The following is a 23,610-nucleotide window of genomic DNA, read 5'->3' as shown; positions in this document are numbered from 1 at the left end:
ATTAACGTGGATTTAAAAACAGTTACAGGGGCGGCAGTTGAGCTTTCTGATACGGCTTTCGGTCGTGAATTCAACGAAGCATTAGTGCATCAAGTCGTCACCGCATATCTTGCTGGTGCTCGTCAAGGTACACGCGCTCAAAAAACCCGTGCCGAAGTTTCTGGCGGTGGCATCAAGCCATGGCGCCAAAAAGGTACTGGTCGCGCTCGTGCAGGCTCTATTCGTAGCCCAATCTGGCGTTCTGGTGGTCGTGCATTTGCAGCCAAACCACAAGATTGGTCACAGAAAGTTAACCGCAAAATGTATCGCGGTGCGATGCAGTGCATCCTAGCCGAATTGATTCGCCAAGAGCGTTTGATTTTGGTTGAAGAGCTAAGCGTTTCTGGCCCAAAAACCAAAGAGCTGATTGCAAAGTTAAATGATTTGGGCGCACCTCGTGCACTCATCGTCACCAAAGAAGTTGACGAAAATTTATACTTAGCTGCTCGCAACATTCCACACGTCAATGTACTTGGTACAAACGAAGTGGATCCAGTGAGCTTGATTGCTTTTGATAAAGTAATCATGTCAGTTGAAGCTGCGAAACAATTTGAGGAAGCACTAGCATGAATAACGCAAGACTTTATCAGATCCTAAGAGGACCTGTATTCTCAGAAAAATCTCAAATGCTTGGCGACTCACTTGGTGTTCAGGTATTTAAAATTGATTCTAATGCTACTAAGCTTGAAGTCAAAAAAGCAGTTGAGTTGATGTTTGAAGGTGTTGAAGTTACTAAAGTAAACACTTTGAATGTTAAAGGTAAGACAAAGCGTTTTGGTAAGAGTATCGGCCGTCGTAACGACTATAAAAAAGCCTATGTTACCTTAAAAGCTGGTCAAGATGTACAAATGGCTGATGCTGGTGAAGAAGTCGCAAATACGACTACTTCTACTAGTGAAACAGCGATCAACGAATAAGGATTACACTCATGCCTATCGTAAAAGCAAAGCCAACATCACCAGGCCGTCGTTTTGTTGAAAAAGTGGTGCATCCACACCTTTACAAAGGTCGTCCGTTTGCAGCACTTGTCGAATCAAAAGGTAAGTCAGGTGGTCGTAATAACAACGGTCGCATAACAACTCGTCATATCGGTGGTGGTCATAAGCATCATTATCGCGTTATCGATTTCAAACGTACTAAAGACAATATCCCAGCTGTGGTTGAGCGTATCGAATACGATCCAAACCGTACTGCACACATTGCTTTACTTAAGTACGCTGATGGCGAACGTCGCTATATCATTGCTGCTAAAAAACAAGCAGTTGGTGATACAGTAATGTCAGGAGAGAACTCTCCAATCCGTCCAGGTAACTGCTTACCGCTAAAAAACATCCCACTGGGAACTGTGATTCACAATATCGAACTTAAAATCGGTAAAGGTGCACAGATGGCTCGCTCTGCGGGTGCAAGCGTTCAGCTACTAGGTCGTGACGGTATTTATGCTATTCTACGTCTACGTTCAGGTGAAACTCGCCGCGTTCACGTGAACTGCCGTGCTGTTATTGGTGAAGTTTCTAACACTGAAAACAACTTGAAATCACTTGGTAAAGCCGGTGCTTCACGTTGGCGCGGTGTTCGTCCTTCAGTTCGTGGTGTCGCTATGAACCCGGTTGATCACCCACATGGTGGTGGTGAAGGTCGTAACAAAGGTCGCCATCCAACCAGCCCTTGGGGTCAGAAGTCTAAAGGACTTAAAACGCGTCATAATAAGCGTACTGACAGTATGATCATCCGCCGCCGCGCCAAGAAGAAATAAAGGAAGAATTTCATGCCTCGTTCATTGAAAAAAGGTCCATTCATAGACGCGCACTTATTTGCTAAAGTTGAGAATGCATTAGACACCAACTCACGCAAACCAATTAAAACTTGGTCGCGCCGCTCGATGATTTTGCCACAAATGGTTGGCCTAACCTTATCTGTTCACAACGGCCGTACTCATGTACCGGTTATCGTGAGCGAGCAGATGGTTGGTCATAAACTAGGTGAATTTGCCCCGACTCGTACATATCGTGGTCATGGCATTGACAAAAAAGCTAAGAGATAAGGTGCTTACCATGGAAGTAACTGCAAAATTACGCGGTGCCGCCATATCGGCACAAAAAGTTAGACTCGTTGCTGATGAAGTTCGTGGCAAATCTATCGAGCGTGCTTTGGATATCCTAACGTATAGTAATAAAAAAGGCGCTGTGTTCGTTAAGAAATGTCTTGACTCAGCCATCGCCAATGCTGAACATAACAACGGTTTAGATATTGATACTCTTAAAGTGTCAACCATCTATGTCGATGAAGGCATTACGCTAAAACGTATCCTACCACGTGCTAAAGGTCGCGCTGATCGTATCAGTAAGCGTACTTGTCACATCACTATAAAGGTAGGAGAATAAGTTATGGGTCAAAAAGTACATCCAATCGGAATTCGTCTTGGTGTTGTCAAAAAGCATAACGCAAACTGGTATGCTAACCCTAAACAATACTCAGAATACCTCATCAACGACATTCAAGTTCGTGAGTATCTTCGTAAAAAACTAGACAACGCTATGATCAGCAATATTATGATTGAGCGTCCTACTGGTGCTGCTAAGATTACCATCGCCACTGCGCGTCCTGGTATTGTTATCGGTAAAAAAGGCGAAGATATCGAAAGACTTCAAAAAGAATTGACCAAAATTATGGGCGTTCCTGCTCAGGTCAATATTGAAGAAATCACATCACCTGATCTTGATGCACGTTTGGTAGCAGACGGTATCGGTAGCCAGCTTGAACGCCGTGTTATGTTCCGCCGTGCGATGAAACGTGCGGTTCAGAACAGTATGCGCTCTGGTGCTAAAGGTATCAAAGTTGAGCTGTCTGGCCGTCTTGGCGGTGCTGAGATTGCTCGTACTGAATGGTACCGTGAAGGTCGTGTGCCATTGCATACACTCCGTGCTGATATTGACTACGCGTCAATTCGTGCAGAGACAACTTACGGCACTATCGGTGTAAAAGTTTGGATTTTCCGTGGCGAAATCCTTGACGGTATGAACAGTGTTTATAATCCCGTCAACGAAGAGAAGCCTCGTGCGCCAAAACGCCGTGGTCGTGGAAACGGAAACCGTCGAAACTCAGACAGAGGTTAAACTATGTTACAGCCAAAACGTACCAAGTTTCGTAAAATGCATAAAGGTCGTAACACAGGTCTTTCTCATCGTGGAAGCACCGTTGCATTCGGACAAATTGGTCTAAAATCGTTGACTCGTGGTCGTATGACTGCCCGTCAAATTGAAGCAGCACGTCGTACCATCACTCGTAAAATTAAGCGTGGCGGTAAGATTTGGATTCGTGTATTCCCAGACAAACCTATTACCAATAAACCACTAGAAGTACGTATGGGTAAAGGTAAAGGTCCAGTCGAGTACTGGGTATGCGAAATCAAACCTGGTAAAGTGCTATATGAACTCGAAGGGGTTTCAGAAGAACTTGCTCGCGAAGCGTTAACGCTTGCTGCAGCAAAACTGCCCTTTAAAACTACCATTGTTAAGCGGACGATAATGTAATGAAGATCAGTGAATTACGTGATAAATCATTAGAAGAACTGACTCAGTTACTTGATGAAAAGCAACTTGATGCTTTCCGTATTCGTATGGCTAAAGCAACTGGTCAGTTGGGTAATACCCATGAAGTCAGAAGCAATCGTCGTACGATTGCTCAGATCCAGACTTTGATTAACGAGAAACAACGAGGCGACTCATGAGCGATAACAATCAAACAGCTAATGCTAGCGTATTGACAGGACGAGTTGTCAGCGACAAGATGGACAAGTCCATCACAGTTTTGATTGAGCGTCTGGTTCGTCATCCTTTGTATGGCAAACAGCTTCGTCGTTCTACAAAAATCAAAGCTCATGATGAAGATAACGTTTGTCAACAAGGCGACCTTGTCCGCATCAAAGAAACGCGTCCAATCTCAAAAACCAAGTCTTGGACTTTGGTTGAAGTGGTTGAAAAAGTAGAAAAAATCTAAGTAAATTGCATTAAAAGCCAGAAGCTGTTAAAATAGCCGCCTTTTTAAGGATGCTGATTGCGCCGAGCGTAAATCACTCACATTAAGAGTAGCAGCGGTTATTATTATTAAAATGCCGACTACTCATTCTGTGCTAGCGGCAGCAACTGGTTTTTATTGCTCATACGTGTGGAGTAACGCTATGATTCAGGTTGAATCGATGCTGGAAGTTGCAGACAATAGCGGTGCAAGACGAGTTCAGTGCATTAAAGTACTGGGTGGCTCTCATCGTCGTTATGCATCAGTTGGCGACATTATTAAAGTAACGGTTAAAGAAGCCATTCCGCGTGGTCGTGTTAAAAAAGGCGACGTGATGAATGCTGTAGTTGTTCGTACCAAAAAAGGCGTTCGTCGTCCTGATGGTTCTGTTCTGCGTTTTGATGACAATGCTGCGGTATTGTTGAACCAAAACAAAGCACCGATTGCAACTCGTATTTTTGGACCGGTAACTCGTGAACTACGTGGTGATCAGTTTATGAAAATTGTATCACTAGCACCAGAAGTATTGTGAGGTAATCCATGTCAAAATTACGTAAAGGCGATACAGTTATCGTGATTGCTGGTAAAGACAAAGGCAAGCAGGGTACTGTTCAAGCTGTAAAAAATGATCGTATTAAAGTTGAAGGCATTAACATCGTCACCAAACACAAGAAGCCAAATCAGGCAGCTGGTGTTGAAGGTGGCATTGTTAAGCAAGAAGCTTTTCTGCATATTTCAAATGTCGCAATCTTAAATGCGCAAACCCAAAAAGCTGATCGTATTACTTATCAATTCGGCGAAGACGGCAAAAAACAACGCGTCTATCGTTCGAACGGTGAAGTAGTGGCGACTGCGTAAGACACTAAGGGTGTAATGGTAATGGCAAGATTAAAATCTTTATATAACGAAGAATTAAAGCAACAAATCAAAGAAGAGCTTGGTTTGGCGAATGTGATGCAAGTGCCTAAAATCACTAAAATTACATTGAATATGGGTGTAGGTGGCGCATCTCAAGACAAGAAATTGCTTGAAGGTGCAGTAGCTGACATGACCGCTATCGCTGGTCAAAAACCTGTGGTCACCAAAGCGCGTAAATCAGTTGCTGGCTTTAAGATTCGTGAAGAATGGCCAATTGGCTGTAAAGTAACGCTACGCGGTGAGCAAATGTACGAATTTTTAGATCGTCTCATTGCCATTGCAATTCCTCGTATTCGTGATTTCCGTGGTTTTTCACCTAAAGCCTTTGACGGACGTGGTAACTACTCATTGGGTATCAAAGAGCAAATCGTATTCCCAGAAGTAGACTTTGATAAGATTGATCGTATCCGCGGTATGGATGTAACGATCACCACGTCAGCTGGTACTGATGAAGAAGGTCGTGCGTTGCTTAAAGCATTCGGCTTCCCATTTAAATAAGGTAAAGACGTTATGGCAAAAAAGAGCATGATTAACCGCGAACTAAAACGCGAAAAAATGGTTGCTAAGTATGCTGAAAAGCGTATCAAGCTAAAAGAAACTATCAGTGATATGACTGCAAGCGATGAAACTCGTATGGAAGCGATGTTAGAGCTACAAGCTCTTCCACGCAATGCCTCACCAGTTCGTCTGCGCAATCGTTGTGCTATCACAGGTCGTCCTCACGGTTACTTCCGCAAGTTTGGCTTATCACGCAATATGCTGCGTGAGCGTGTCATGCAAGGCGATGTGCCTGGTGTTCGTAAAGCAAGCTGGTAAGGAGTAACTATATGAGTATGCAAGATACCGTTGGGGATATGCTAACCCGTATTCGTAACGCACAAATGGCTAATAAAGTATCGGTAGCAATGCCGAGCTCTAAACTACGTAAATCAATCGCTGACTTATTGGTTAGTGAAGGTTATGTAGCCAGCGCTGTTGTGACTGAGCAAGAAAACAACAAAGCGACTTTAACCATCGAACTAAAATACTTCGAAGGTAAAGCTGTTATCGAAATGATTCAACGTTATAGCCGTCCTGGTTTACGCCAGCATCGCGGTAAAGACGCTATCCCTACTGTTAAACAAGGTATGGGTGTTGCTATCGTATCAACTAGCCAAGGTATCATGAGCGATCGTGCTGCACGCGCTGCTGGTATCGGTGGTGAAATCGTTGCATTCGTTGCCTAATTAGCAATTATTGCTATCGGTAATGAGACGATAAAGTCTACTTGATATTCGTTAGGCACTTATCAATTTTATACTAGATATTTTTTAACATTGATGGGTGTCTAACGTGTTCAATTATGCTAAACTAACACGCTTTTTAGCCTGTTAGTTTTTTCGCTAATAAAAGAAAGTCAATTTTTTAAGGAATATTCCTATGTCTCGTGTGGCTAAAGCCCCAGTAGCACTGCCTAGCGGCGTAAGTGTTACTTTGAACGATCGGCAGGTCGAAGTTAAAGGCAAGAACGGCAATATGTCTTTACGCCTGCATGAATTGGTCGAGCTGAAACAGGAAGATGATGCGATCATTTTCTCACCTACAGTCGATTCAAAAGAAGCAATGATGCATACTGGCACTATGCGCGCCCTGCTTAACAACTATGTTATCGGCGTAAACGAAGGCTTTGAAAGACGTCTTCAGCTTATCGGTGTTGGTTATCGCGCTCAAGCTACTGGTAATAAAGTAACGTTGAACGTTGGTTACTCACATCCAGTAGAATATACGCTACCTGAAGGTGTGTCAGCTGAAACGCCATCGCAAACTGAAATCGTTTTAAAATCAAACGATAAACAGCAGCTTGGTCAAGCAGCGGCTAATATCCGCGCTTTCCGCCCACCTGAGCCTTATAAAGGTAAAGGTATTCGTTATAGTGACGAGCATGTGATTCGCAAAGAAGCCAAGAAAAAATAAGGTGAGTTGAAATGTTTGATAAAAAAGCAGCTCGTCTACGTCGAGCAAAGAAAACCCGTGCGCATATCCGTTTCTTAGGCGTGAATCGTCTAACGGTTAACCGTACCCCAAGACACATCTATGCCCAAATTATCTCTCCGAACGGTGGTGAAGTGATTGCTCAGGCATCTACCTTAGACAGCAGCTTGCGTTCAGGTGCGACTGGTAACGTTGATGCAGCGACGTCTGTGGGCCAATTGATCGCAGAACGCGCAAAAGCAGCTGGAATTACTAAAGTTGCCTTTGACCGTAGTGGTTTTAAATATCATGGTCGAGTAAAAGCTTTAGCTGAAGCTGCTCGCGAAAACGGATTGGAGTTTTAATCATGGCTAGAAATGATAAAAATGATAAAAATGAACAGACTGACGGTCTAGTAGAACGCTTAGTTACCGTTGATCGCGTTGCAAAAGTGGTTAAAGGCGGTCGTATTTTCTCTTTCACTGCGCTAACCGTAGTGGGTGATGGCAATGGCCGTGTTGGTTTTGGTCGTGGTAAAGCACGTGAAGTACCAGCGGCTATTCAAAAAGCACTTGAAGCTGCTAAGCGCAACATGATTACTGTTGAGCTTGATGGTGCAACATTATTCCATCCGATCAAAGCACGTCATGGTGCTAGTAAAGTCTACATGCAGCCTGCATCTGAAGGTACTGGCGTAATCGCCGGTGGCGCAATGCGTGCGGTATTAGAAGTTGCTGGTGTTAAAGACGTTTTAACAAAATCTCATGGTTCTACCAACACGGCAAACGTTGTTCGTGCAACATTCAACGGTTTACGTGATATGTCAACTCCAGAAAAGATGGCAGCAAAACGTGGTAAATCTGTAGACGAAATCTTGGGTTAACTTAGAAACTAGGTGAGTTACGATGAAAAAAATGAAAGTCACTCAATTTAAATCGGGTGCCCATCGCCTCAAGAGCCACAAAGCGAGCTTGAAAGGATTGGGTTTACGCCGTATTGGTCATACTGTTGAAGTAGAAGATACTCCTTCAACCCGTGGTATGGTCAATCGCGTCAACTACATGGTAAAAGTGGAGGAAGCGTAATGGGACTTAGATTAAATGAATTATCACCAGGTGTTGGCGCCAAGAAAACTGCCCAACGTCGTGGTCGCGGTATAGGTTCAGGTCTTGGCAAAACCGGTGGTCGTGGTGTAAAAGGTCAAAAATCTCGTTCAGGTTCTAGCATTCGCTCAGGATTTGAAGGTGGTCAAATGCCTTTATATCGTCGCCTACCAAAATTTGGTTTTACCAGTAAAATGGCCATGACGACTGCTGAAGTACGTCTGTCTGAACTGAACAAAATCGAAGGCGATGTGGTTAGTATTGAAACGCTAAAAGCTGCTAACGTTATCCGTCATGACATGAAGCGCGTTCGTATTATGTTGTCAGGCGAAGTCACTAAAGCTTATACTTTTAAAGGTATCAAAGTGACTAAAGGCGCCAAGCAAGCAATCGAAGCTGCTGGTGGTAGCATCGAGGAGTAGTAACGTGTCAAAACAATCAATGTCATCGGCTGGTGTTCCGCTTAATCCATTTGCCTTCATACGTAAGTATGATGAGTTATGGACGCGTTTGTTATTCTTAATCGGCGCATTGATTGTTTATCGTTTAGGGTCTCATATTCCAGTTCCGGGTATTAATCCGGTCAACTTGGCTGATCTGTTTTCGCGCAACGAAAATACCATTTTGAGCATGTTTAATATGTTCTCAGGTGGTGCACTAGAGCGTATGTCCATCATGGCGCTTGGCATCATGCCATATATCTCAGCATCTATTATCGTTCAGATGATGTCTGCGGTATTGCCATCGCTTGAAGCCCTCAAAAAAGAAGGTGAAGCGGGACGACGTAAGCTAAACAAGTATACCCGTCAAGGGACGCTTGGATTAGCCCTAGTACAGTCATTAGGAATGTGTGCTGGCTTAATCAGTCAGAATCTTACTTTATCTACTGGTTTGACCTTTTACATTCCAGCGGTTACCTCATTGGTAGCAGGTGCTATGTTCTTAATGTGGCTTGGTGAGCAGATTACAGAACGCGGCGTAGGTAATGGTATCTCAATGCTCATTTTTGCGAGTATTGTGGCTGGTACGCCAGGAATGATTTCGCAGTCTATCGAACAGGTCAATCAAGGGCAGATGAACTTGATTGTACTTTTTATCTTTGTATTGCTAGGCATCGCGGTAACTGCCGGTATCGTTTATATTGAACGTGCTCAGCGCCGTGTTCCGGTAAACTATGCTCAGAAGCAACAGCAAGGTCGCAAAATCTATGCTCAGCAGCAGTCTCATCTGCCGCTCAAGCTAAATATGGCCGGGGTTATTCCAGCCATTTTTGCCAGTTCATTGTTGTTGTTTCCAGCAAGTTTAGGGCAGTGGGTTGGTCAATCTGCTAATCCTACTTTTACCCAAAAGATATTACAAAATATGGCGCTAGTATTGTCTCCAGGACAGCCGCTATATTTGGTTCTTTTTGGCGCAATGATTATTTTCTTCTGTTACTTTTACACGGCATTGGTATTTAGTCCGCGTGAAGTAGCTGAAAACCTTAAACGTAGTGGAGCTTATATCCCAGGTATTCGCCCCGGACAACAAACTCAGCGTTACCTCGATCATGTATTAAACCGACTGACCTTTATTGGCGCGATGTATATGACGGTTATTTGTTTAATGCCAATGGTCGTGCAGTCATCGTTTGGTGTACCGTTTCAACTTGGTGGTACGTCTTTACTGATTATGGTGGTTGTGGTAATGGACTTCATTTCGCAAATCCAAGCGCATTTGATGACCCATCAATATCATGATCAGACGTTAATTCAATCGCCCACTCAACCTTAAATGAGCGGTACGATATCTCAAAGGAGCATGCTATGAAAGTTCAAGCATCAGTTAAAAAGATTTGTGGTAGCTGTAAAGTTGTGCGCCGTAAAGGCCGTGTACATGTTATTTGTACCGCAGAACCTCGCCACAAGCAACGTCAAGGTTAATGTCATAAAAGAATAAAGCATAGAGCTTATTCTATTTATAAAATTAATACTTGAAAAATAACGGCGGATGCGATATCATCCGCCACTTGCCGTAGTTTATGCGAAATCTTTTATAAAATGGTCAATGAACAAACTTGTGAGCAAGTTGAAGCAGTGATAATAATTATAAAAGCTTTAGTATTGACAGCAACAAATCTGAAGAATATCGCCTTATTCAATCAATAAGGATATTTTTCTTTAATGGAGAGAAATCAATGGCTCGTATTGCCGGCGTAAACATTCCGGATAATAAGCATGCTGTTATTTCACTAACTTATATCTTTGGTATAGGTCGTACCACTGCTCAGAAAATCTTAGAAGCAGTTGGCATTGCCCCTACTACTAAAGTTAGTCAGTTAGATGATACACAGTTAGATGCTATCCGTGCACAAGTTGCAAATTACATGACTGAAGGTGACCTTCGTCGTGAAGTGTCAATGAATATCAAGCGCTTGGTTGATCTTGGTTGTTACCGTGGCATTCGCCATCGTCGTAATCTACCAGTAAGAGGTCAGAACACCAAGAACAACGCTCGTACTCGTAAGGGTCCGACACGCCCTCTCAAAAGATAATTAACTTAGGAAGCTAAAAGATGGCTAAAGACACTCGTAGTCGCAAAAAAGTGACTCGTCGTTCAGTATCGGAGGGCGTTGCCCATATCCATGCGTCTTTTAATAACACCATTGTTACGATTACCGATCGTCAAGGTAATGCACTGGCTTGGGCCACTTCAGGTGGACAAGGCTTCCGTGGTTCACGTAAATCTACACCATTTGCAGCTCAGGTTGCAGCTGAAGTCGCTGGTAAAGCGGCTCAAGAATACGGTGTTAAGAATATCGACGTTTTGGTCAAAGGACCAGGACCGGGTCGTGAGTCTGCGGTAAGAGCACTTGGTGCATTGGGTTATAAAGTTAACAGCATCTCTGATGTAACCCCAATCCCACACAATGGTTGCCGTGCGCCGAAAAAGCGCCGCGTCTAATATTAAAGACGAAGCTTTTTATCATAAGAGCTTATAGGAGACATAACAATGGCCCGTTATATTGGACCAAAACTCAAATTATCACGTCGTGAAGGTACAGACTTAGGCCTTAAGTCTGGTGTTAAACCATATGACGTAAAAACGAAAAAAGCGGCTCGTCCACCTGGTCAACATGGTGTCAGCCGTAATAAAAGCTCAGAATACTCTCTACAGTTACGTGAAAAACAAAAAGTTAAGCGTATCTATGGTGTGTTAGAGCGTCAGTTTGCTAACTACTATAAAGAAGCTGCTCGTAAGCGTGGCGCTACTGGTGAAAACCTACTAGCAATGCTTGAGAGTCGTCTTGATAACGTCGTTTATCGTATGGGCTTTGGCTCAACTCGCGCTGAAGCGCGTCAGCTAGTTAGCCATCGTACTGTGATGGTAAAAAAAGCTGGCCGTGATGAGTTTGTTCGTGTGAACATTCCATCAATTCAGTTGCAAGATGGTGATGTCGTCGCTATCCAAGAGAAATCTCGCGAACAACTACGTATTAAAAACGCTATTGAACTAGCGACACAACGTGGTATTCCAGAATGGCTAGATGTTGACCACAGCAAACTACAAGGCACGTTTAAACAAGCGCCTGATCGTATTGATCTTCCTGCTGAAATCAACGAAAGCTTGATCGTTGAGCTATACTCTAAGTAAGTAACGTACTGCTCGATGTTATAGAAATAGCATTGAGCAATCAACGTTCATTAAACCAGTTTAATAAATCGAGGTGACATCATGATGCTAAGTGCAACTGAGTTTCTAACGCCGAATGCCATTAACGTGGATACGGTTAATGAAACGATTGCGAAAGTCACGCTCGAACCGTTAGAACGCGGCTTTGGGCATACCTTAGGTAATGCCTTACGTCGCATCTTGTTATCTTCATTACCTGGTGCTGCAGTCATTGAAGCTGAGATTGATGGTGTTGACCATGAATACTCAACGCTTGAAGGACTACAAGAAGACGTGCTTGACTTGCTTTTGAACTTAAAAGGCTTGGCAATCACCCTTCATGACCAAAATGAAGTATTCTTGACCTTGGATAAACAAGGTCCAGGCACTATTACTGCTGCAGACATCGCGTTGCCGCATAATGTTGATATTATCAATCCAGAATTGGTATTAGGCACATTAAGCGATCGTGGTCATCTTAAGATGCGTTTGCGTGTAGTAATGGGTCGTGGATATGAGCCAGCAAACCAGCGCCGTGAAGATGGCGACACTAAAGCGATTGGACGCTTAAAGCTTGATGCAAGTTTTAGCCCAGTACTTCGTGTTGCTTATCAGGTTGAGAACGCACGTGTAGAGCAACGTACCGATCTTGATCGTCTTATCATCGAGCTTGAAACTAATGGCACTATCGATCCAGAAGAAGCAATTCGTAAAGCAGCCACTATTTTACAACAACAGATTTCTATCTTTGTTGACCTAGAAGCTGAAGAAGCGCCTGAGCCTGTGAAAGAAAAAGAAGAGGTTGATCCGGTGCTATTACGCCCTGTGGACGATCTTGAACTAACGGTTCGCTCAGCCAACTGCTTGAAAGCTGAAAACATTTACTATATCGGTGATTTGGTACAGCGTTCAGAGACTGAACTACTAAAAACCCCAAATCTTGGTAAGAAATCATTGACGGAAATCAAAGACGTATTAGCGTCTAAAGATTTAGAGCTCGGAATGCGCCTAGATAATTGGCCACCAGCTGACCTTCGTGTCGATGATCGCTTTTCTTATCGTAGCCGTTAAACTTTAAGGATTTTTGACTATGCGCCATCGTAAGAGTGGAGTCAAGCTGGGTCGTACCGGCAGTCATCGTAAAGCAATGTTTCAGAACATGACCAACTCATTATTTGAGCATGAACTGATCAAAACAACTTTACCAAAAGCAAAAGAATTGCGCCGTGTTGCTGAGCCATTAATCACTATGGCTAAAGAAGACAGCGTTGCTAACCGTCGTTTAGCATTCAGCCGTATGCGTAGCAAAGCTATGGTAGGCAAATTATTTGGCACGCTTGGTCCTCGTTACCAAACTCGTCCAGGTGGTTATTTGCGTATCGTAAAATGCGGTTACCGTGATGGTGACAATGCGCCAATGGCTTATGTAGAATTGGTTGATCGTGACTAATTTTATACGCTTATTGTATAATAAAAAAGCTCCAATAATTTGGAGCTTTTTTTTATGCCTTTTATTTATACAAGCTTTTATTTATGGCACTAATGAGCTAACGTCAGCTGCACCTTGTCTTATAATCTCCGGTTGATTACTTGTCATGTCAACGATAGTCGTCAATTTGGTGGTTTTAATACCTGCATTGATTAGACCATCTAATTGGCTACCGAGTAACTCTTCAATTTCAAATGGATCATCGAGGATCTCATCGCGATGCGGCAATATTAAAGAGCTGGTCAAAATAGGTTCATCCATTGCTTCTAAAAGAGCTTGAGCGATAGGATTACTCGGCACTCGGATACCAATGGTCTTTTTCTTAGGGTGTGCCAGTTTCTTAGGAACATCTTTAGTAGCGTTTAAAATAAAGGTAATCGGTGCCGGGGTAAGCGCTTTTAGCTGTTTAAATTGCACATTATCTACTGTTGCATAGTTAGCAATCTCGCTCAGATCACGGCATAACAAGGTGAATTGATGCTTGTCGTCAAGCTCACGGATGTGTTTTAATTTTTCTAGCGCAGCTTTTGCGCCTAAGCGGCAGCCAAACGCATAACTGGTATCGGTAGGGTAGATGAGTAATTGATCACTACGTAATAAGTCTGCTGCCTGCTCAATAAGCCGCGGCTGCGGATTGTCTGGATGAATGTAGAATACTTGCATAATGGTTCCTTATTTTATAATTATAGATTTCTTCATACGGAGTTTTTTAATATATAAATTTGTTGATTTGACGATTCTTGATAGTGTTATTTTCTGATCAACGGTATCAAAAGATAGCGCTGCTACTGAGATAGCGCTATTATTAAGATAGTATAGCGTAAAGCAAATATAAGTTTATTAGTAAGGCGTTAATATGAGTAGGGAAACGTTAACGATATAAAGTGAGTAGTTTAATGAAGATAGACGAGCGCTAAGTAAGGAATACTTTTAAACTAATCAGCAATACAAATATGCAATAACGACTGCAGCAACGTTTTGGCATCACGCGGCAGGGTGTGAGGGTAAGTAATATACTTTTCAGCTTGTTGATAAACATCATCAGCAAAGGTGCTGTCACTGGTATCAAAATCAGCAAACAGATTATCTTCTGATACTTGAAAAGGACGTCCGCAAGCAAGCGAGAATAAACACTCTAACGCTTGTGGTTTAATCTCTACACGTTCAAATGCCTTTTGCTGCGCTGCTGAACGCCCATCGGGAGCGTACCAGTAGCCAAAGTCAGCTAACTGCCTACGACGCTCACCTGCAATACAGAAATGGCTTAATTCATGCAAGGCACTTTGAAAGAAACCATGAGCAAATTCGATGCGAGCGGGTTCATTATTCTTGGCAGGGAAATATTCTGGCTCGCTATCACCGCGTACAAGGATCACTTGCTGGTGAGCAAATAGTATATTGAATAAACTTATAAGCCAATCGGTCGCTGCTTTTTCATTCTCATCAGCAGTTTTTATACTTTGAGCACGAGCAATTTTCTGCCATTGTTCTGGTAGTGCGTTTAACTGCATCTCTGAAATAGAGCTCGAAAACTCAGGAGGCTTTTTGGTTTCTAAAGTATTTAAACGATGTAGCAAACGCTTAGCATCAGAGGTAGGAAGCAAAACAGAAAAGTCAGGACCAACAGCAGGCGATATCATATGAATAGATCAACTAAATAAAAAGGTAGAGCGCGTGATTTGCAACGCGAGCAAGCTAAGGTAAATGCAAACTTAATACGAAAGCACGTGCCAAAAATCTTAACATACTAGCCCTAGCGCTCATCAGCGCTTTCCGTTAGTATGGCAGGCAATATTATACACCGTTTTTGATGAATGAGGCCGCGCATGTCAAGCACTCCAACAAACAAGCCGTCAGCGCTTCAGGCTGACAAAACAGCAGCTGCGATGTTGTCCAACCTGCCAGAAGATATTTCTTTAAGTAAGTGGGAAGACAGCGGTTTTGAATGGTCGGGACAAGTTGCGCCGCGTTGTTTTGAGCGCCTCGATGCTATATTGACGACCGAGCATGAGCAGTCAAACCTTCAGCTTAAAGCCAATCTATATCGCCACAATAACGTGTTGCATTTATCTTTTACGCTAACGGGTGAGGTATGGTTGACCTGCCAGCGCTGCTTGCAACCCGTCGCTATCGATTTGACCGATGATTACGATATCGCCCTACTTGATAATGAAAGCCAAGTGCGCCTGGTTGGTGAAGAGCAGGATTATCTATTGCTTGATGAAATTATCACTGAGCCTGCCCCAGAGCGTTTATTACCGTTTAAAAAATTGATCGAAGATGAGATTTTACTAAAAACGCCGATGGCGCCAAAACATGATGATTGTGAGATGAGCGTTGAGCAGTTTGGTGAAATTCCAGAAGAAGAGGAGAATGAAAATCCTTTTGCAGCGTTAGCTTCGTTAAAAGGCAAGTTATAGCCGAATAATTGGCAGTATAACGTCGGTAAATCGTTACTTTCCACCTTTTATCAGCTTTTTGCCCAAGAGTGAAAAGCAGGGCTTTATTAATTCGCTAAACATGCGTATAATGTCCCGTTTATTGCATTCTAGCAACCTGCCGCTGGCAGAGAGAAGCTGGCTTCGCAAACGAACTATAGATTTTAGACGTAGTCAGCACTTTAATACGTGTGGCAATCTATTTAACTAATGATGCGTAAGACTTAGGTTGTTGTGATTATATAGCCTCTGTCAGTATCGATTAAAGCTGAATTTTAAGCTTAACCCTTTTAAGTATAGGAGCTATATCATGGCTGTTCAAAAAAGTCGTAAAAGTCGTTCTCGTCGTGACATGCGCCGTTCACATCATCGTATGGAAGTGGCTGAATTAAGCATCGACGCTACTACTGGTGAAAAACATCGTCGTCATCATATGACTAAAGATGGTTTCTATCGTGGTCGCCAGCTTTTTAAAGTTAGTCAAGACGTTTAAGTTATTTGCTCATTGATGGTTGCTGCAAAATGATGATAGTTCTGATGACTATCGATGATTTTACACAGTTATTATGGCGCAAGCAGTTTGAGTAAACGAAAGCCAAGTTATTTCGCTATCATATATTATGGGGCTAGATAACTTGGCTTTTTGTTATGCGTTTTTTATCAGTCGCGGGTTTTAGAAATACCCTATTTTAAGCTTTCGACTTTTTGGCGGCTATGCTAATTGTCTGCGTCAGTGTATAGTTTAATAGCAGTCGGCTGTCTTAACGGAATAATGATAGCAAATGCTCTTAGAATAAACTTTCTTATTAGACTTTAATCTTATAATAAACCCCATTAGTTTAGGGGTATTTCCAATTAAATAAGGAATATTGGTTATGGCCTCTGTACCCGATATGATAAAAAAACAACCTACTCGTATTGCCGTCCTGTTCCCCGGACAAGGTTCGCAAGCTGTCGGTATGTTGAGTGAACTGGCTGAAACATACCCTGAAATTCGTGATACCTTTAGTGAAGCGAGTACGGCACTTGGTGAAGATTTATGGGCAATTTGTCAGGACGAGGACAAACTTAATCAGACTCAATATACTCAGCCAGTGTTATTAACTGCTAGTATCGCCATTTGGCGCATTCTACAACAAAAAATAGAAGATAAGCCTTGTTACCTAGCGGGTCATTCTCTAGGCGAGTATAGCGCCTTATGTGCCGCTGGTGTGATATCCCTTGTTGACGCAGTAAAGCTAGTGCATAAACGTGGTCAATTGATGCAAGAGGCGGTGGTTGGTGTCGATACGGCAATGGCAGCGGTGTTAGGTCTTGAGGATCACAGAGTCGAAAACTTGTGTGAGCAAGCAACTGAACACGTCGATGATGCCATTGTTGGGGCAGCAAACTTTAATAGTCCAGGGCAAGTGGTGGTTTCAGGCAACGTGGCAGGCGTCAATGCGGTTATTGATAAAGTTCAAAATACTGGCAAAAAAGCCATTCCATTAAAAGTCAGTGTGCCTTCGCACTGTGCGCTTATGGAACCTGCGACCAGTGCCTTGGCTGACGAGTTGGCAGCCATTCAATTTGATCAAGCAGCCATTCCCGTAATTCAAAATCGTCATGCACGTGTTGAAACCAGTGCAACGGGTATCAAGCAAGCCCTGACTGAGCAATTAAGTGAACCCGTCCTATGGTCAAAAACCATGCAGGAATTGGCGGATAAACAAATTAATATATTAATCGAATGTGGCAGCGGTAACGTTCTTAGTAATTTGGCAAAGCGTCAAGCGCAACCTATTGCCAGCTATCCGACCGACAAGCTCGCCCGATTAGAGAAGTTAATGGAGGTATTATCATGAGCCGTACGATTACATTAGTGACGGGCGCGAGCCGCGGCATCGGTAAAGCCGTCGCCAAACGTTTTGCAAAAGAAGGGCACTTTGTCATTGGTACCGCGACCACAGAAAAAGGCGCAGCGCTTATTGAAGAATACTTACACGATAGTGGCGGTATTGGACGCATGTTAGATGTGCGTAATACGGCGCAGATTGATAAACTATTTGAAGAAATCGAAAGCGTTTACGGCGCCGTGCAAGTACTGGTCAATAACGCGGGTATTACCCAAGACGGCTTATTGATGCGTATGAAAGATGAAGACTGGGACAATGTTGTCGATACCAATCTGACCTCAGTTTACCGTATGAGTAAGCGGGCGGTACGCGGAATGATGAAAGCGCGCCGCGGCCGTATCATCAATATCACCTCTGTGGTCGCGCAAATGGGTAACGCAGGTCAATCTAACTACGCTGCCACTAAAGCGGGCGTTGAAGGGTTTAGCCGGACGCTGGCGCGCGAAATCGGCTCACGACAAGTAACGATTAACTGTGTCGCTCCAGGCCTTATCGAAACCGATATGACCGATGAGCTTGATGAGCGTCTACTTAATTCAATGCTTGATGCGGTACCGATTAGCCGTCTTGGCCAGCCAGAAGACATTGCCGCAGCCGTATTTTTCTTAGCCGGTGATGAAGCCAGCTATATCACCGGCGCTGTCATTCCTGTCAATGGTGGCATGTACATGTAATGGTTAGGATTTGCATCCTACTGGCAATAACTGCATTAACTGAACTATCTAGGCGTTACATACTGATAATAAAAAACTCTGTGAACGAGTGTAAACTATAATAAAGGGTGCTATAATGGCGCATACTTTTTTGTCAAAGCCCTGTATGATAGCTAGGTTTTAGCGGACATCCGTCAAAATGTATAATTTGTTATCAGGCACTCAGACAGCCATGATAATTTGACCAGTCCATTTTATATATATTGCCATGGTGCTTTATCAAAACACGATGGCAATTTGTCAAAATAATAGATCAAAAAGGAGAAATCTACATGAGTAATGATACCGAGCTAAGAGTTAAATCTGCGGTAGCGGAACAATTAGGTATGAACATTGAAGATATCAACAACGATGCTTCATTCATGGAAGACTTAGGTGCTGATTCATTAGACCTAGTTGAATTGGTTATGTCATTCGAAAGCGATTTTGGCATCACAATTCCTGATGAAGATTCAGCAGAATTAACGACTGTTCAAAAAGCCATTGATTACGTGCAAGCGCAGCTATAATTAGCGATTCGCTGAGTAAGTGTCATACGACCGTTTATCTTAATCGATAAGCGGTTTTTTTATGTCTTTTTGATAACTATATGTATATCTAATTAGTTAATCTCTATCACTTATGGCGATTAATTCTTATGTTACATAAGCTACGCCAAATCAACATTATTCAACATACTATTACTATCTACGGCATTTACCTTTGTCTATACTAAGGATGGTCAGTGGCAATAAAGCGATCTTGAGAAAAACATCAATTAAAAGTAATGAGTGATTAAAGGTGGTGATACTCAAATTTGACGCTTTCCACAACAATAACGATAAATAATAAATAACAAAATATTAAGGAGCAATTATATGGGTATGTTCAGTTTTGCAAAGGATATCGGTGAAAAGATTTTTAACCGTGACGATGCCAAGCATGACGCTAAATCAGAAACCAAAGCGGATGCTAATACCCCAGTAAAAAGTAGTGAACCCTCTGCTCAGTCAGTTGCCAATATTTTACTACGCCGTATTCAGCAGCAACATCTGAATATCAGCAATCTAAAAGTGAAATATAATGGTTCAACGGACACTGCGGAAATCAGTGGTAAGGCCAAAACCCAAGCAGATCGTGAAAAAGCCATTATCGCTATTGGTAACGTGCAAAACGTTGCTAAAGTTATCGATAATATTGATATCGAAGAAGATGCCCCTGAATCTACCATGTATACGGTAAAGTCTGGTGATAGCTTATCTAAAATTGCCAAAGAAGTTTATGGTTCAACTAGCGATTATATGAAAATATTTGAAGCCAATAAACCCATGCTTTCTGATCCAGATAAGATTTATCCAGGCCAAGTTCTACGTATCCCTAAACCATAATATGCTATTGAATAGCTAGAATTAAATGTTTAAAGATAAGAATTTTTTAAACATAAATATTCAGAATTATATGCCAATAAAAAATGCCTCTTATGATACTAAGAGGTATTTTTTTTCTCAAAAAAATCTATGGTTCAAGATTGTTGAGTTTATCCTGCTGTTCCTTGATTGCCCAAGTAATATGTTCATCTAGCGTAGCATTATGTTGGCCTAATTTCGTCTTAAGCTGAACGATTATGTCCTTATTAGGAACTGCATTGCCGAGACCGATTGCAATATTACGTAAAAAATTCACATAACCGGTGCGCCTAAGTGGGCTGCCTTCGGTTTTTTTCATAAACTCCGCTTCTTGCCATTGCCATAGCTCAAGCAAACTGCTGTTATCAAGATTGTGCCTTGGGGCAAAATCTTCTATGGGCGTGATATTGGCGTAGCGATTCCACGGACAAATAAGCTGGCAGTCATCACAACCAAAGATACGATTACCAATAGCGCGGCGATATTTAGGATCAATAATGCCGTCGTGCTCAATGGTAAGGTAAGAGATACAAGCAGACGCATTAAGCTCATAAGGCGCGACAATCGCTTGAGTAGGGCAGACGTCGATACAAGCGCTGCAGCTGCCACAATGCTCTTTGACTGGTTCATCATCGGGCAGCTCAAGGCTCATAAATAGCTCGCCCAATACAAAAAATGAACCGGCTTGTTTGTTTATAAGTAAGGTATGCTTGCCCGTCCAACCAAGTCCCGCTGCATCTGCAATAGGACGCTCAAAGATAGGCGCAGAATCACTAAAAGGTCGAAAAATAAAGTCTTGCTCTGAACCAATATTAAGATGCTGCCACTCAGGAAGCATCGCTTCGATTTTTAATGCCAATTGCTTCAGGCGACTACGCATTGTTTTATGATAATCGCGCCCTCTGGCATAACGGGCGATGATGCCTTGATTGGGATAAGCGCTATCAGTGACCGCACGCGGAGTAGGGGTTTGGGTTAAATAATCCATTCGTACGCTGATGATGGTTTTCGCACCTTCCACCAGTTGTTCAGGATGGGCACGCAAATGATGGTTATTGTGCATAAACTGCAATTGTCCCTCATAGCCTTTGGCCAACCATTGCTTTAAGTGCTCTGTCTGCTGAACAAATAAAGGATGATGCACCGATAAAAAACCGCAATCAGCAAACCCTAATGCTTGGGCTTGGGTTTTAATCCACTGCTTAACGTCTCCTGCTGTTGCAAAGGTTGGCGCGTTATGAACGGCAATTTTTGTTTGTGGGGCATGATTAGGCTCAGAGGATGGCTGCGCATCTACCTGTATCAATGGGCTAGGTTGTGATTTGCTATTCATAATCAGCTATAAATGATAATGTGAATAGCAGTATGATAGTCCAGTGAGCTAAGAGCGCAAGTGTTAAAGCAAATAAATCTGTATTTATATGAATCTATAAACCAATGCAGAGTTTAACGAAGCAGATATAATTCACACGTTATCTTGTTATTAAAATAATAAAACTATTAAATAAAAATAAGCGAGGATTGGCTATGACAGTACCAACCAATTTATTTACAAATACCACCATGCCTGTAGCGCTGTATAGCAGCAATCAAATTTATGCAATGGAGCAGGCATGGTTTGCTGAAGGTCACGACAGTTTCGGCCTCATGAAGCAAGCGGCGTGGCAAATGGCACATTATATTGTAGCGCTTTATGAGCAAAAAATGTTCAATACTCATGTATCCGCTCATGCTAAGACTCATAACCGCAATAATTATCCGCGTCGAGTAAGTGTCTGGGTGGGAAAAGGCAACAACGGCGGTGATGGTTGGTTGATTGCTTATTATTTGCAGCAAAGTGGCTGGCAAGTAGAGGTAATAACCGTTGGCTTTGATGGTGGGGGTTTTGAAACAGCTGAGGCAACGCAACCATCTAACAAGGAAGGTTCTTTATCTGATGCGAGAAAAGCGCTACAGATAGCGCTGTCTGCCAATTGTCCTTATCAACGCTTTGAAGACATTAATGATAATGGTAAAGCAAGTAAACAGCTACAAGCGGACGTTTATGTGGATGCAATATTTGGTATGGGTTTGGATCGCGAGCCTGACGGAATTTATAAGCAAGCGATTTGCGCCCTTAATGATGCTGTTCAGGCTATCGGTGCTTTGGTCGTTGCAGTTGATATTCCAAGCGGATTGGTTGCCTCTACCGGCCAAGTATTTAAAAAAATCGCGGTGCAGGCTGATGCAACTTTATGTTTAATCGCGCGAAAATTTGGTTTGCATACCAACGATGGGATGGATTATAGCGGACAAGTGATTGACATTCCGCTGATACCTTATCAAATGGGCAGTAAGGATTTTACTCCAATGGCCGAATTAATGACGACTGCCCATCATTTGAGTCCACGCCGACAAAACAGTTATAAAGGCAGCTATGGCCATGTATTGGTCATTGGTGGTAATCGCATTGATGGCTCTCAAGGCATGGGCGGCGCAGCTATCCTTTCTGCTTCAAGTACGATGGCGACAGGTGCTGGTAAAATCACCGTCGCTTGTCATGAGGCATTTCATGGGGCACTATTAACCTCACTGCCAGATGCAATGACCATCAATTTGCATGATTCAGATGGCGTAAAAAACCTCATCAAAGAAGCCAGTATTATTGCCATAGGAATGGGACTGGGCCGCGATGAAAAAGCAAAATCATTATTTATAAACTATATCCAAACTGCGATGGAAGAGAAAAAGCCAATAGTGATTGATGCCGATGGCCTGTATCATTTAGCATCATTACAGGCAGATGGACGCAATCTGATAGAGCAGCTAAAAGAATACAGCACTAAGAACCAAGTTTGCTTAACACCGCATAGTGGGGAAGCTGCTAGATTGTTAGACAAAGAGGTCAGTGAAGTAGAAGCGGATAGGTTAGCTGCGATAAAGCAGTGCGCCAAAATGTATGGTGGTCATTGGGTTCTAAAAGGCGCAGGATCATTGGTTTTAGAGCAGCAGTCAAAAGAGAGTCAAGTTTATGTTTGCGGCGTAGGGAATGCAGGCATGGCAAGCGCTGGCATGGGCGATGTGCTATCGGGCGTGATAGCTGGTCTGTTAGCTCAGGAGGATTTAACAGGAGAGACGCGTAGTTTGCACCAAGCAGTCCTTCTTCATGGACTGGCAGGAGACTGCTTAGTCAAGCAGACGGAAAAATTAAGCAGCTCCAATTATCATGCTAAACCATTATTGATAGGGCAACGAGGCTTACAAGCTCAAGATATGCCTGCTGCCATTCGTCATGTTATGAAATTAATGACTGATTGAGCAGTTCATGCCAGTCAGGGCGTATTACATTTAAGTTGCAGAACCATTACAATATTGATTGATGGCTTGCTGCACACGCTCGCGTTTCAGCTCAATTTCGCGGCCATCTAAATATTGACGTTTGCCATTGGCATCCATCTCATAGATACGTCCGCCAACATTTAGATTGGTTAAATTGTTGCGTAATGATTGGCAACGCTGAGCATTGGCCTGTGCTTCTTGCTCTTTAATACGCGCTTCTAACTGAGCCACGCGCTGCTCTTCTGCGCTTTGCGGCGCTGCTTGATTGGCTTTGGTCTTGCCTGCCAATTGTCCCGCCTTACTTTGTCTGCCGTCACTGCGAAACTCAATCACTTCAACATTTCTACCATCTTGCGGTGCGTGTTGACTGTATTTCACCTCACCATACGCGCCGATAGACTTATAGACCTGAATAGCATGGCTGGCATTGATTGGCAGCATGAGCATACACGCCGTGCTGATACTCATAAGCAGTTTAGCAGCGGTATTTATGGTAGACGTGGATGCCGTGTTAACAATTGCCATAGTGACAATCCTCTTAATAGGTAAGAAACAGATGTATTTATCAGCTAAGAATAATATTTAATCGTATTGATAACAATATAAATACACTAACGTTTGATTTTAGCAAATAATAATTATAAATGTATATTGTTTAATAACTAATAGTTAGGGATAGGGTTTAGAAGTTTTT

Annotated in this window: 37 protein-coding genes; 33 read left to right on the top strand and 4 right to left on the bottom strand. The window is 42.8% G+C overall.

What is annotated here, in order from left to right; all coding sequences use genetic code 11:
• The first annotated feature begins 6 nt into the window (after window positions 1-6).
• The 26 genes from rplD (at window position 7) to rplQ (ending at window position 13,128) form a co-directional block, all read left to right on the top strand.
• Entirely contained in the window at window positions 7-609 is a 603-nt protein-coding gene (gene rplD, locus B4K26_RS07870) for a 50S ribosomal protein L4 (protein WP_068408479.1), read from the top strand.
• Complete coding sequence (rplW, locus tag B4K26_RS07865) at window positions 606-956, top strand: 50S ribosomal protein L23 (RefSeq protein WP_296244646.1); 351 nt, start codon at window positions 606-608, stop codon at window positions 954-956. Before rplD ends, rplW begins: the two co-directional genes overlap by 4 nt.
• Window positions 957-967: 11 nt before the next feature.
• A complete protein-coding gene (gene rplB, locus B4K26_RS07860; RefSeq protein ID WP_296237160.1) occupies window positions 968-1,795 on the top strand; it encodes a 50S ribosomal protein L2 in 828 nt (275 codons plus the stop codon).
• A gap of 12 nt (window positions 1,796-1,807) precedes the next feature.
• A complete protein-coding gene (gene rpsS / locus B4K26_RS07855; RefSeq protein ID WP_010196682.1) occupies window positions 1,808-2,083 on the top strand; it encodes a 30S ribosomal protein S19 in 276 nt (91 codons plus the stop codon).
• Between the two features lie 10 nt (window positions 2,084-2,093).
• Entirely contained in the window at window positions 2,094-2,423 is a 330-nt protein-coding gene (rplV, locus tag B4K26_RS07850; RefSeq protein ID WP_068408473.1) for a 50S ribosomal protein L22, read from the top strand.
• Window positions 2,424-2,426: 3 nt separating this feature from the next.
• A complete protein-coding gene (rpsC, locus tag B4K26_RS07845) occupies window positions 2,427-3,155 on the top strand; it encodes a 30S ribosomal protein S3 (RefSeq protein WP_409521382.1) in 729 nt (242 codons plus the stop codon).
• Window positions 3,156-3,158: 3 nt separating this feature from the next.
• Window positions 3,159-3,572, top strand: coding sequence for a 50S ribosomal protein L16 (rplP, locus tag B4K26_RS07840; protein WP_296244643.1), 414 nt, complete (start codon window positions 3,159-3,161; stop codon window positions 3,570-3,572).
• Entirely contained in the window at window positions 3,572-3,769 is a 198-nt protein-coding gene (gene rpmC, locus B4K26_RS07835; protein WP_068408469.1) for a 50S ribosomal protein L29, read from the top strand. Before rplP ends, rpmC begins: the two co-directional genes overlap by 1 nt.
• The gene (rpsQ, locus tag B4K26_RS07830; protein ID WP_068408467.1) at window positions 3,766-4,038 is read left to right on the top strand and encodes a 30S ribosomal protein S17; all 273 of its coding nucleotides are present in this window, start codon (window positions 3,766-3,768) and stop codon (window positions 4,036-4,038) included. The genes rpmC and rpsQ overlap by 4 nt, the downstream gene beginning before the upstream one ends.
• 181 nt (window positions 4,039-4,219) lie before the next feature.
• Window positions 4,220-4,588, top strand: a complete 369-nt coding sequence (gene rplN, locus B4K26_RS07825; protein ID WP_010196702.1) for a 50S ribosomal protein L14 — start codon at window positions 4,220-4,222, stop codon at window positions 4,586-4,588.
• A gap of 8 nt (window positions 4,589-4,596) precedes the next feature.
• Complete coding sequence (gene rplX, locus B4K26_RS07820) at window positions 4,597-4,914, top strand: 50S ribosomal protein L24 (protein ID WP_296244640.1); 318 nt, start codon at window positions 4,597-4,599, stop codon at window positions 4,912-4,914.
• A gap of 21 nt (window positions 4,915-4,935) precedes the next feature.
• Window positions 4,936-5,472 carry a 50S ribosomal protein L5 gene (rplE, locus tag B4K26_RS07815; RefSeq protein WP_102077550.1) on the top strand — a complete coding sequence of 179 codons (537 nt, stop codon included), beginning with the start codon at window positions 4,936-4,938 and terminating at the stop codon, window positions 5,470-5,472.
• 12 nt (window positions 5,473-5,484) lie between these two features.
• Complete coding sequence (gene rpsN, locus B4K26_RS07810; RefSeq protein ID WP_296244638.1) at window positions 5,485-5,790, top strand: 30S ribosomal protein S14; 306 nt, start codon at window positions 5,485-5,487, stop codon at window positions 5,788-5,790.
• Between the two features lie 11 nt (window positions 5,791-5,801).
• On the top strand, window positions 5,802-6,200 hold the full coding sequence (gene rpsH / locus B4K26_RS07805) for a 30S ribosomal protein S8 (protein ID WP_296244635.1): 399 nt from the start codon (window positions 5,802-5,804) through the stop codon (window positions 6,198-6,200).
• Window positions 6,201-6,393: 193 nt separating this feature from the next.
• The gene (gene rplF, locus B4K26_RS07800) at window positions 6,394-6,927 is read left to right on the top strand and encodes a 50S ribosomal protein L6 (RefSeq protein ID WP_296244631.1); all 534 of its coding nucleotides are present in this window, start codon (window positions 6,394-6,396) and stop codon (window positions 6,925-6,927) included.
• An 11-nt stretch (window positions 6,928-6,938) separates the two neighbouring features.
• On the top strand, window positions 6,939-7,289 hold the full coding sequence (gene rplR / locus B4K26_RS07795; protein WP_068408457.1) for a 50S ribosomal protein L18: 351 nt from the start codon (window positions 6,939-6,941) through the stop codon (window positions 7,287-7,289).
• 2 nt (window positions 7,290-7,291) lie between these two features.
• Window positions 7,292-7,807, top strand: coding sequence for a 30S ribosomal protein S5 (gene rpsE, locus B4K26_RS07790; protein WP_068408455.1), 516 nt, complete (start codon window positions 7,292-7,294; stop codon window positions 7,805-7,807).
• Between the two features lie 22 nt (window positions 7,808-7,829).
• On the top strand, window positions 7,830-8,009 hold the full coding sequence (gene rpmD / locus B4K26_RS07785) for a 50S ribosomal protein L30 (RefSeq protein ID WP_068408453.1): 180 nt from the start codon (window positions 7,830-7,832) through the stop codon (window positions 8,007-8,009).
• Window positions 8,009-8,449 carry a 50S ribosomal protein L15 gene (gene rplO, locus B4K26_RS07780; protein ID WP_296244628.1) on the top strand — a complete coding sequence of 147 codons (441 nt, stop codon included), beginning with the start codon at window positions 8,009-8,011 and terminating at the stop codon, window positions 8,447-8,449. The genes rpmD and rplO overlap by 1 nt, the downstream gene beginning before the upstream one ends.
• A gap of 19 nt (window positions 8,450-8,468) precedes the next feature.
• Window positions 8,469-9,800, top strand: a complete 1,332-nt coding sequence (gene secY, locus B4K26_RS07775) for a preprotein translocase subunit SecY (protein WP_296244678.1) — start codon at window positions 8,469-8,471, stop codon at window positions 9,798-9,800.
• 32 nt (window positions 9,801-9,832) lie between these two features.
• On the top strand, window positions 9,833-9,949 hold the full coding sequence (rpmJ, locus tag B4K26_RS07770) for a 50S ribosomal protein L36 (protein ID WP_011279805.1): 117 nt from the start codon (window positions 9,833-9,835) through the stop codon (window positions 9,947-9,949).
• Between the two features lie 254 nt (window positions 9,950-10,203).
• Window positions 10,204-10,560 carry a 30S ribosomal protein S13 gene (gene rpsM / locus B4K26_RS07765; RefSeq protein WP_058025564.1) on the top strand — a complete coding sequence of 119 codons (357 nt, stop codon included), beginning with the start codon at window positions 10,204-10,206 and terminating at the stop codon, window positions 10,558-10,560.
• A gap of 20 nt (window positions 10,561-10,580) precedes the next feature.
• The gene (gene rpsK, locus B4K26_RS07760) at window positions 10,581-10,970 is read left to right on the top strand and encodes a 30S ribosomal protein S11 (RefSeq protein ID WP_058368279.1); all 390 of its coding nucleotides are present in this window, start codon (window positions 10,581-10,583) and stop codon (window positions 10,968-10,970) included.
• A 48-nt stretch (window positions 10,971-11,018) separates the two neighbouring features.
• A complete protein-coding gene (gene rpsD / locus B4K26_RS07755) occupies window positions 11,019-11,660 on the top strand; it encodes a 30S ribosomal protein S4 (RefSeq protein ID WP_296244627.1) in 642 nt (213 codons plus the stop codon).
• A gap of 81 nt (window positions 11,661-11,741) precedes the next feature.
• Complete coding sequence (locus B4K26_RS07750) at window positions 11,742-12,749, top strand: DNA-directed RNA polymerase subunit alpha (protein ID WP_296244626.1); 1,008 nt, start codon at window positions 11,742-11,744, stop codon at window positions 12,747-12,749.
• Between the two features lie 19 nt (window positions 12,750-12,768).
• Window positions 12,769-13,128, top strand: coding sequence for a 50S ribosomal protein L17 (gene rplQ, locus B4K26_RS07745; RefSeq protein ID WP_021813387.1), 360 nt, complete (start codon window positions 12,769-12,771; stop codon window positions 13,126-13,128).
• A gap of 81 nt (window positions 13,129-13,209) precedes the next feature.
• On the opposite strand, the gene B4K26_RS07740 is transcribed toward rplQ, so the two are convergent.
• Together B4K26_RS07740 and B4K26_RS07735 are read right to left on the bottom strand one after the other, a co-directional pair.
• Entirely contained in the window at window positions 13,210-13,830 is a 621-nt protein-coding gene (locus B4K26_RS07740) for an L-threonylcarbamoyladenylate synthase (protein ID WP_296244625.1), read from the bottom strand.
• A 272-nt stretch (window positions 13,831-14,102) separates the two neighbouring features.
• Window positions 14,103-14,807, bottom strand: a complete 705-nt coding sequence (locus tag B4K26_RS07735; RefSeq protein ID WP_296244624.1) for an elongation factor P hydroxylase — start codon at window positions 14,805-14,807, stop codon at window positions 14,103-14,105.
• Between the two features lie 186 nt (window positions 14,808-14,993).
• On the opposite strand from B4K26_RS07735, the gene B4K26_RS07730 reads away from it, so the two are divergent.
• The 6 genes from B4K26_RS07730 to lysM all read left to right on the top strand — a co-directional run bounded on the left by B4K26_RS07730 (window position 14,994) and on the right by lysM (window position 19,580).
• On the top strand, window positions 14,994-15,587 hold the full coding sequence (locus B4K26_RS07730) for a YceD family protein (protein WP_296244623.1): 594 nt from the start codon (window positions 14,994-14,996) through the stop codon (window positions 15,585-15,587).
• 328 nt (window positions 15,588-15,915) lie between these two features.
• Entirely contained in the window at window positions 15,916-16,098 is a 183-nt protein-coding gene (gene rpmF, locus B4K26_RS07725) for a 50S ribosomal protein L32 (protein WP_296244622.1), read from the top strand.
• 382 nt (window positions 16,099-16,480) lie between these two features.
• Entirely contained in the window at window positions 16,481-17,449 is a 969-nt protein-coding gene (gene fabD, locus B4K26_RS07720; protein ID WP_296244621.1) for an ACP S-malonyltransferase, read from the top strand.
• Complete coding sequence (fabG, locus tag B4K26_RS07715; protein WP_296244676.1) at window positions 17,440-18,174, top strand: 3-oxoacyl-ACP reductase FabG; 735 nt, start codon at window positions 17,440-17,442, stop codon at window positions 18,172-18,174. Before fabD ends, fabG begins: the two co-directional genes overlap by 10 nt.
• 311 nt (window positions 18,175-18,485) lie before the next feature.
• Complete coding sequence (acpP, locus tag B4K26_RS07710; RefSeq protein ID WP_296244620.1) at window positions 18,486-18,722, top strand: acyl carrier protein; 237 nt, start codon at window positions 18,486-18,488, stop codon at window positions 18,720-18,722.
• Window positions 18,723-19,070: 348 nt separating this feature from the next.
• Complete coding sequence (gene lysM / locus B4K26_RS07705) at window positions 19,071-19,580, top strand: peptidoglycan-binding protein LysM (protein WP_296244618.1); 510 nt, start codon at window positions 19,071-19,073, stop codon at window positions 19,578-19,580.
• Window positions 19,581-19,707: 127 nt separating this feature from the next.
• Here lysM and queG read toward each other — a convergent pair whose 3' ends face one another.
• On the bottom strand, window positions 19,708-20,931 hold the full coding sequence (gene queG, locus B4K26_RS07700) for a tRNA epoxyqueuosine(34) reductase QueG (protein ID WP_296244617.1): 1,224 nt from the start codon (window positions 20,929-20,931) through the stop codon (window positions 19,708-19,710).
• 194 nt (window positions 20,932-21,125) lie between these two features.
• Between queG and B4K26_RS07695 the strand changes: the two genes are divergently transcribed.
• Window positions 21,126-22,895, top strand: coding sequence for an NAD(P)H-hydrate dehydratase (locus B4K26_RS07695; RefSeq protein ID WP_296244616.1), 1,770 nt, complete (start codon window positions 21,126-21,128; stop codon window positions 22,893-22,895).
• Window positions 22,896-22,925: 30 nt separating this feature from the next.
• Here B4K26_RS07695 and B4K26_RS07690 read toward each other — a convergent pair whose 3' ends face one another.
• Complete coding sequence (locus tag B4K26_RS07690) at window positions 22,926-23,441, bottom strand: DUF4124 domain-containing protein (protein ID WP_296244615.1); 516 nt, start codon at window positions 23,439-23,441, stop codon at window positions 22,926-22,928.
• Between the last annotated feature and the right edge of the window lie 169 nt (window positions 23,442-23,610).

The organism is Psychrobacter sp. UBA6766, assembly GCF_002453355.1.
Taxonomy (GTDB): Bacteria; Pseudomonadota; Gammaproteobacteria; order Pseudomonadales; family Moraxellaceae; genus Psychrobacter.
Note: the sequence above shows the minus strand (reverse complement) of the source record. Positions and strands in the feature narration are given on the sequence as shown.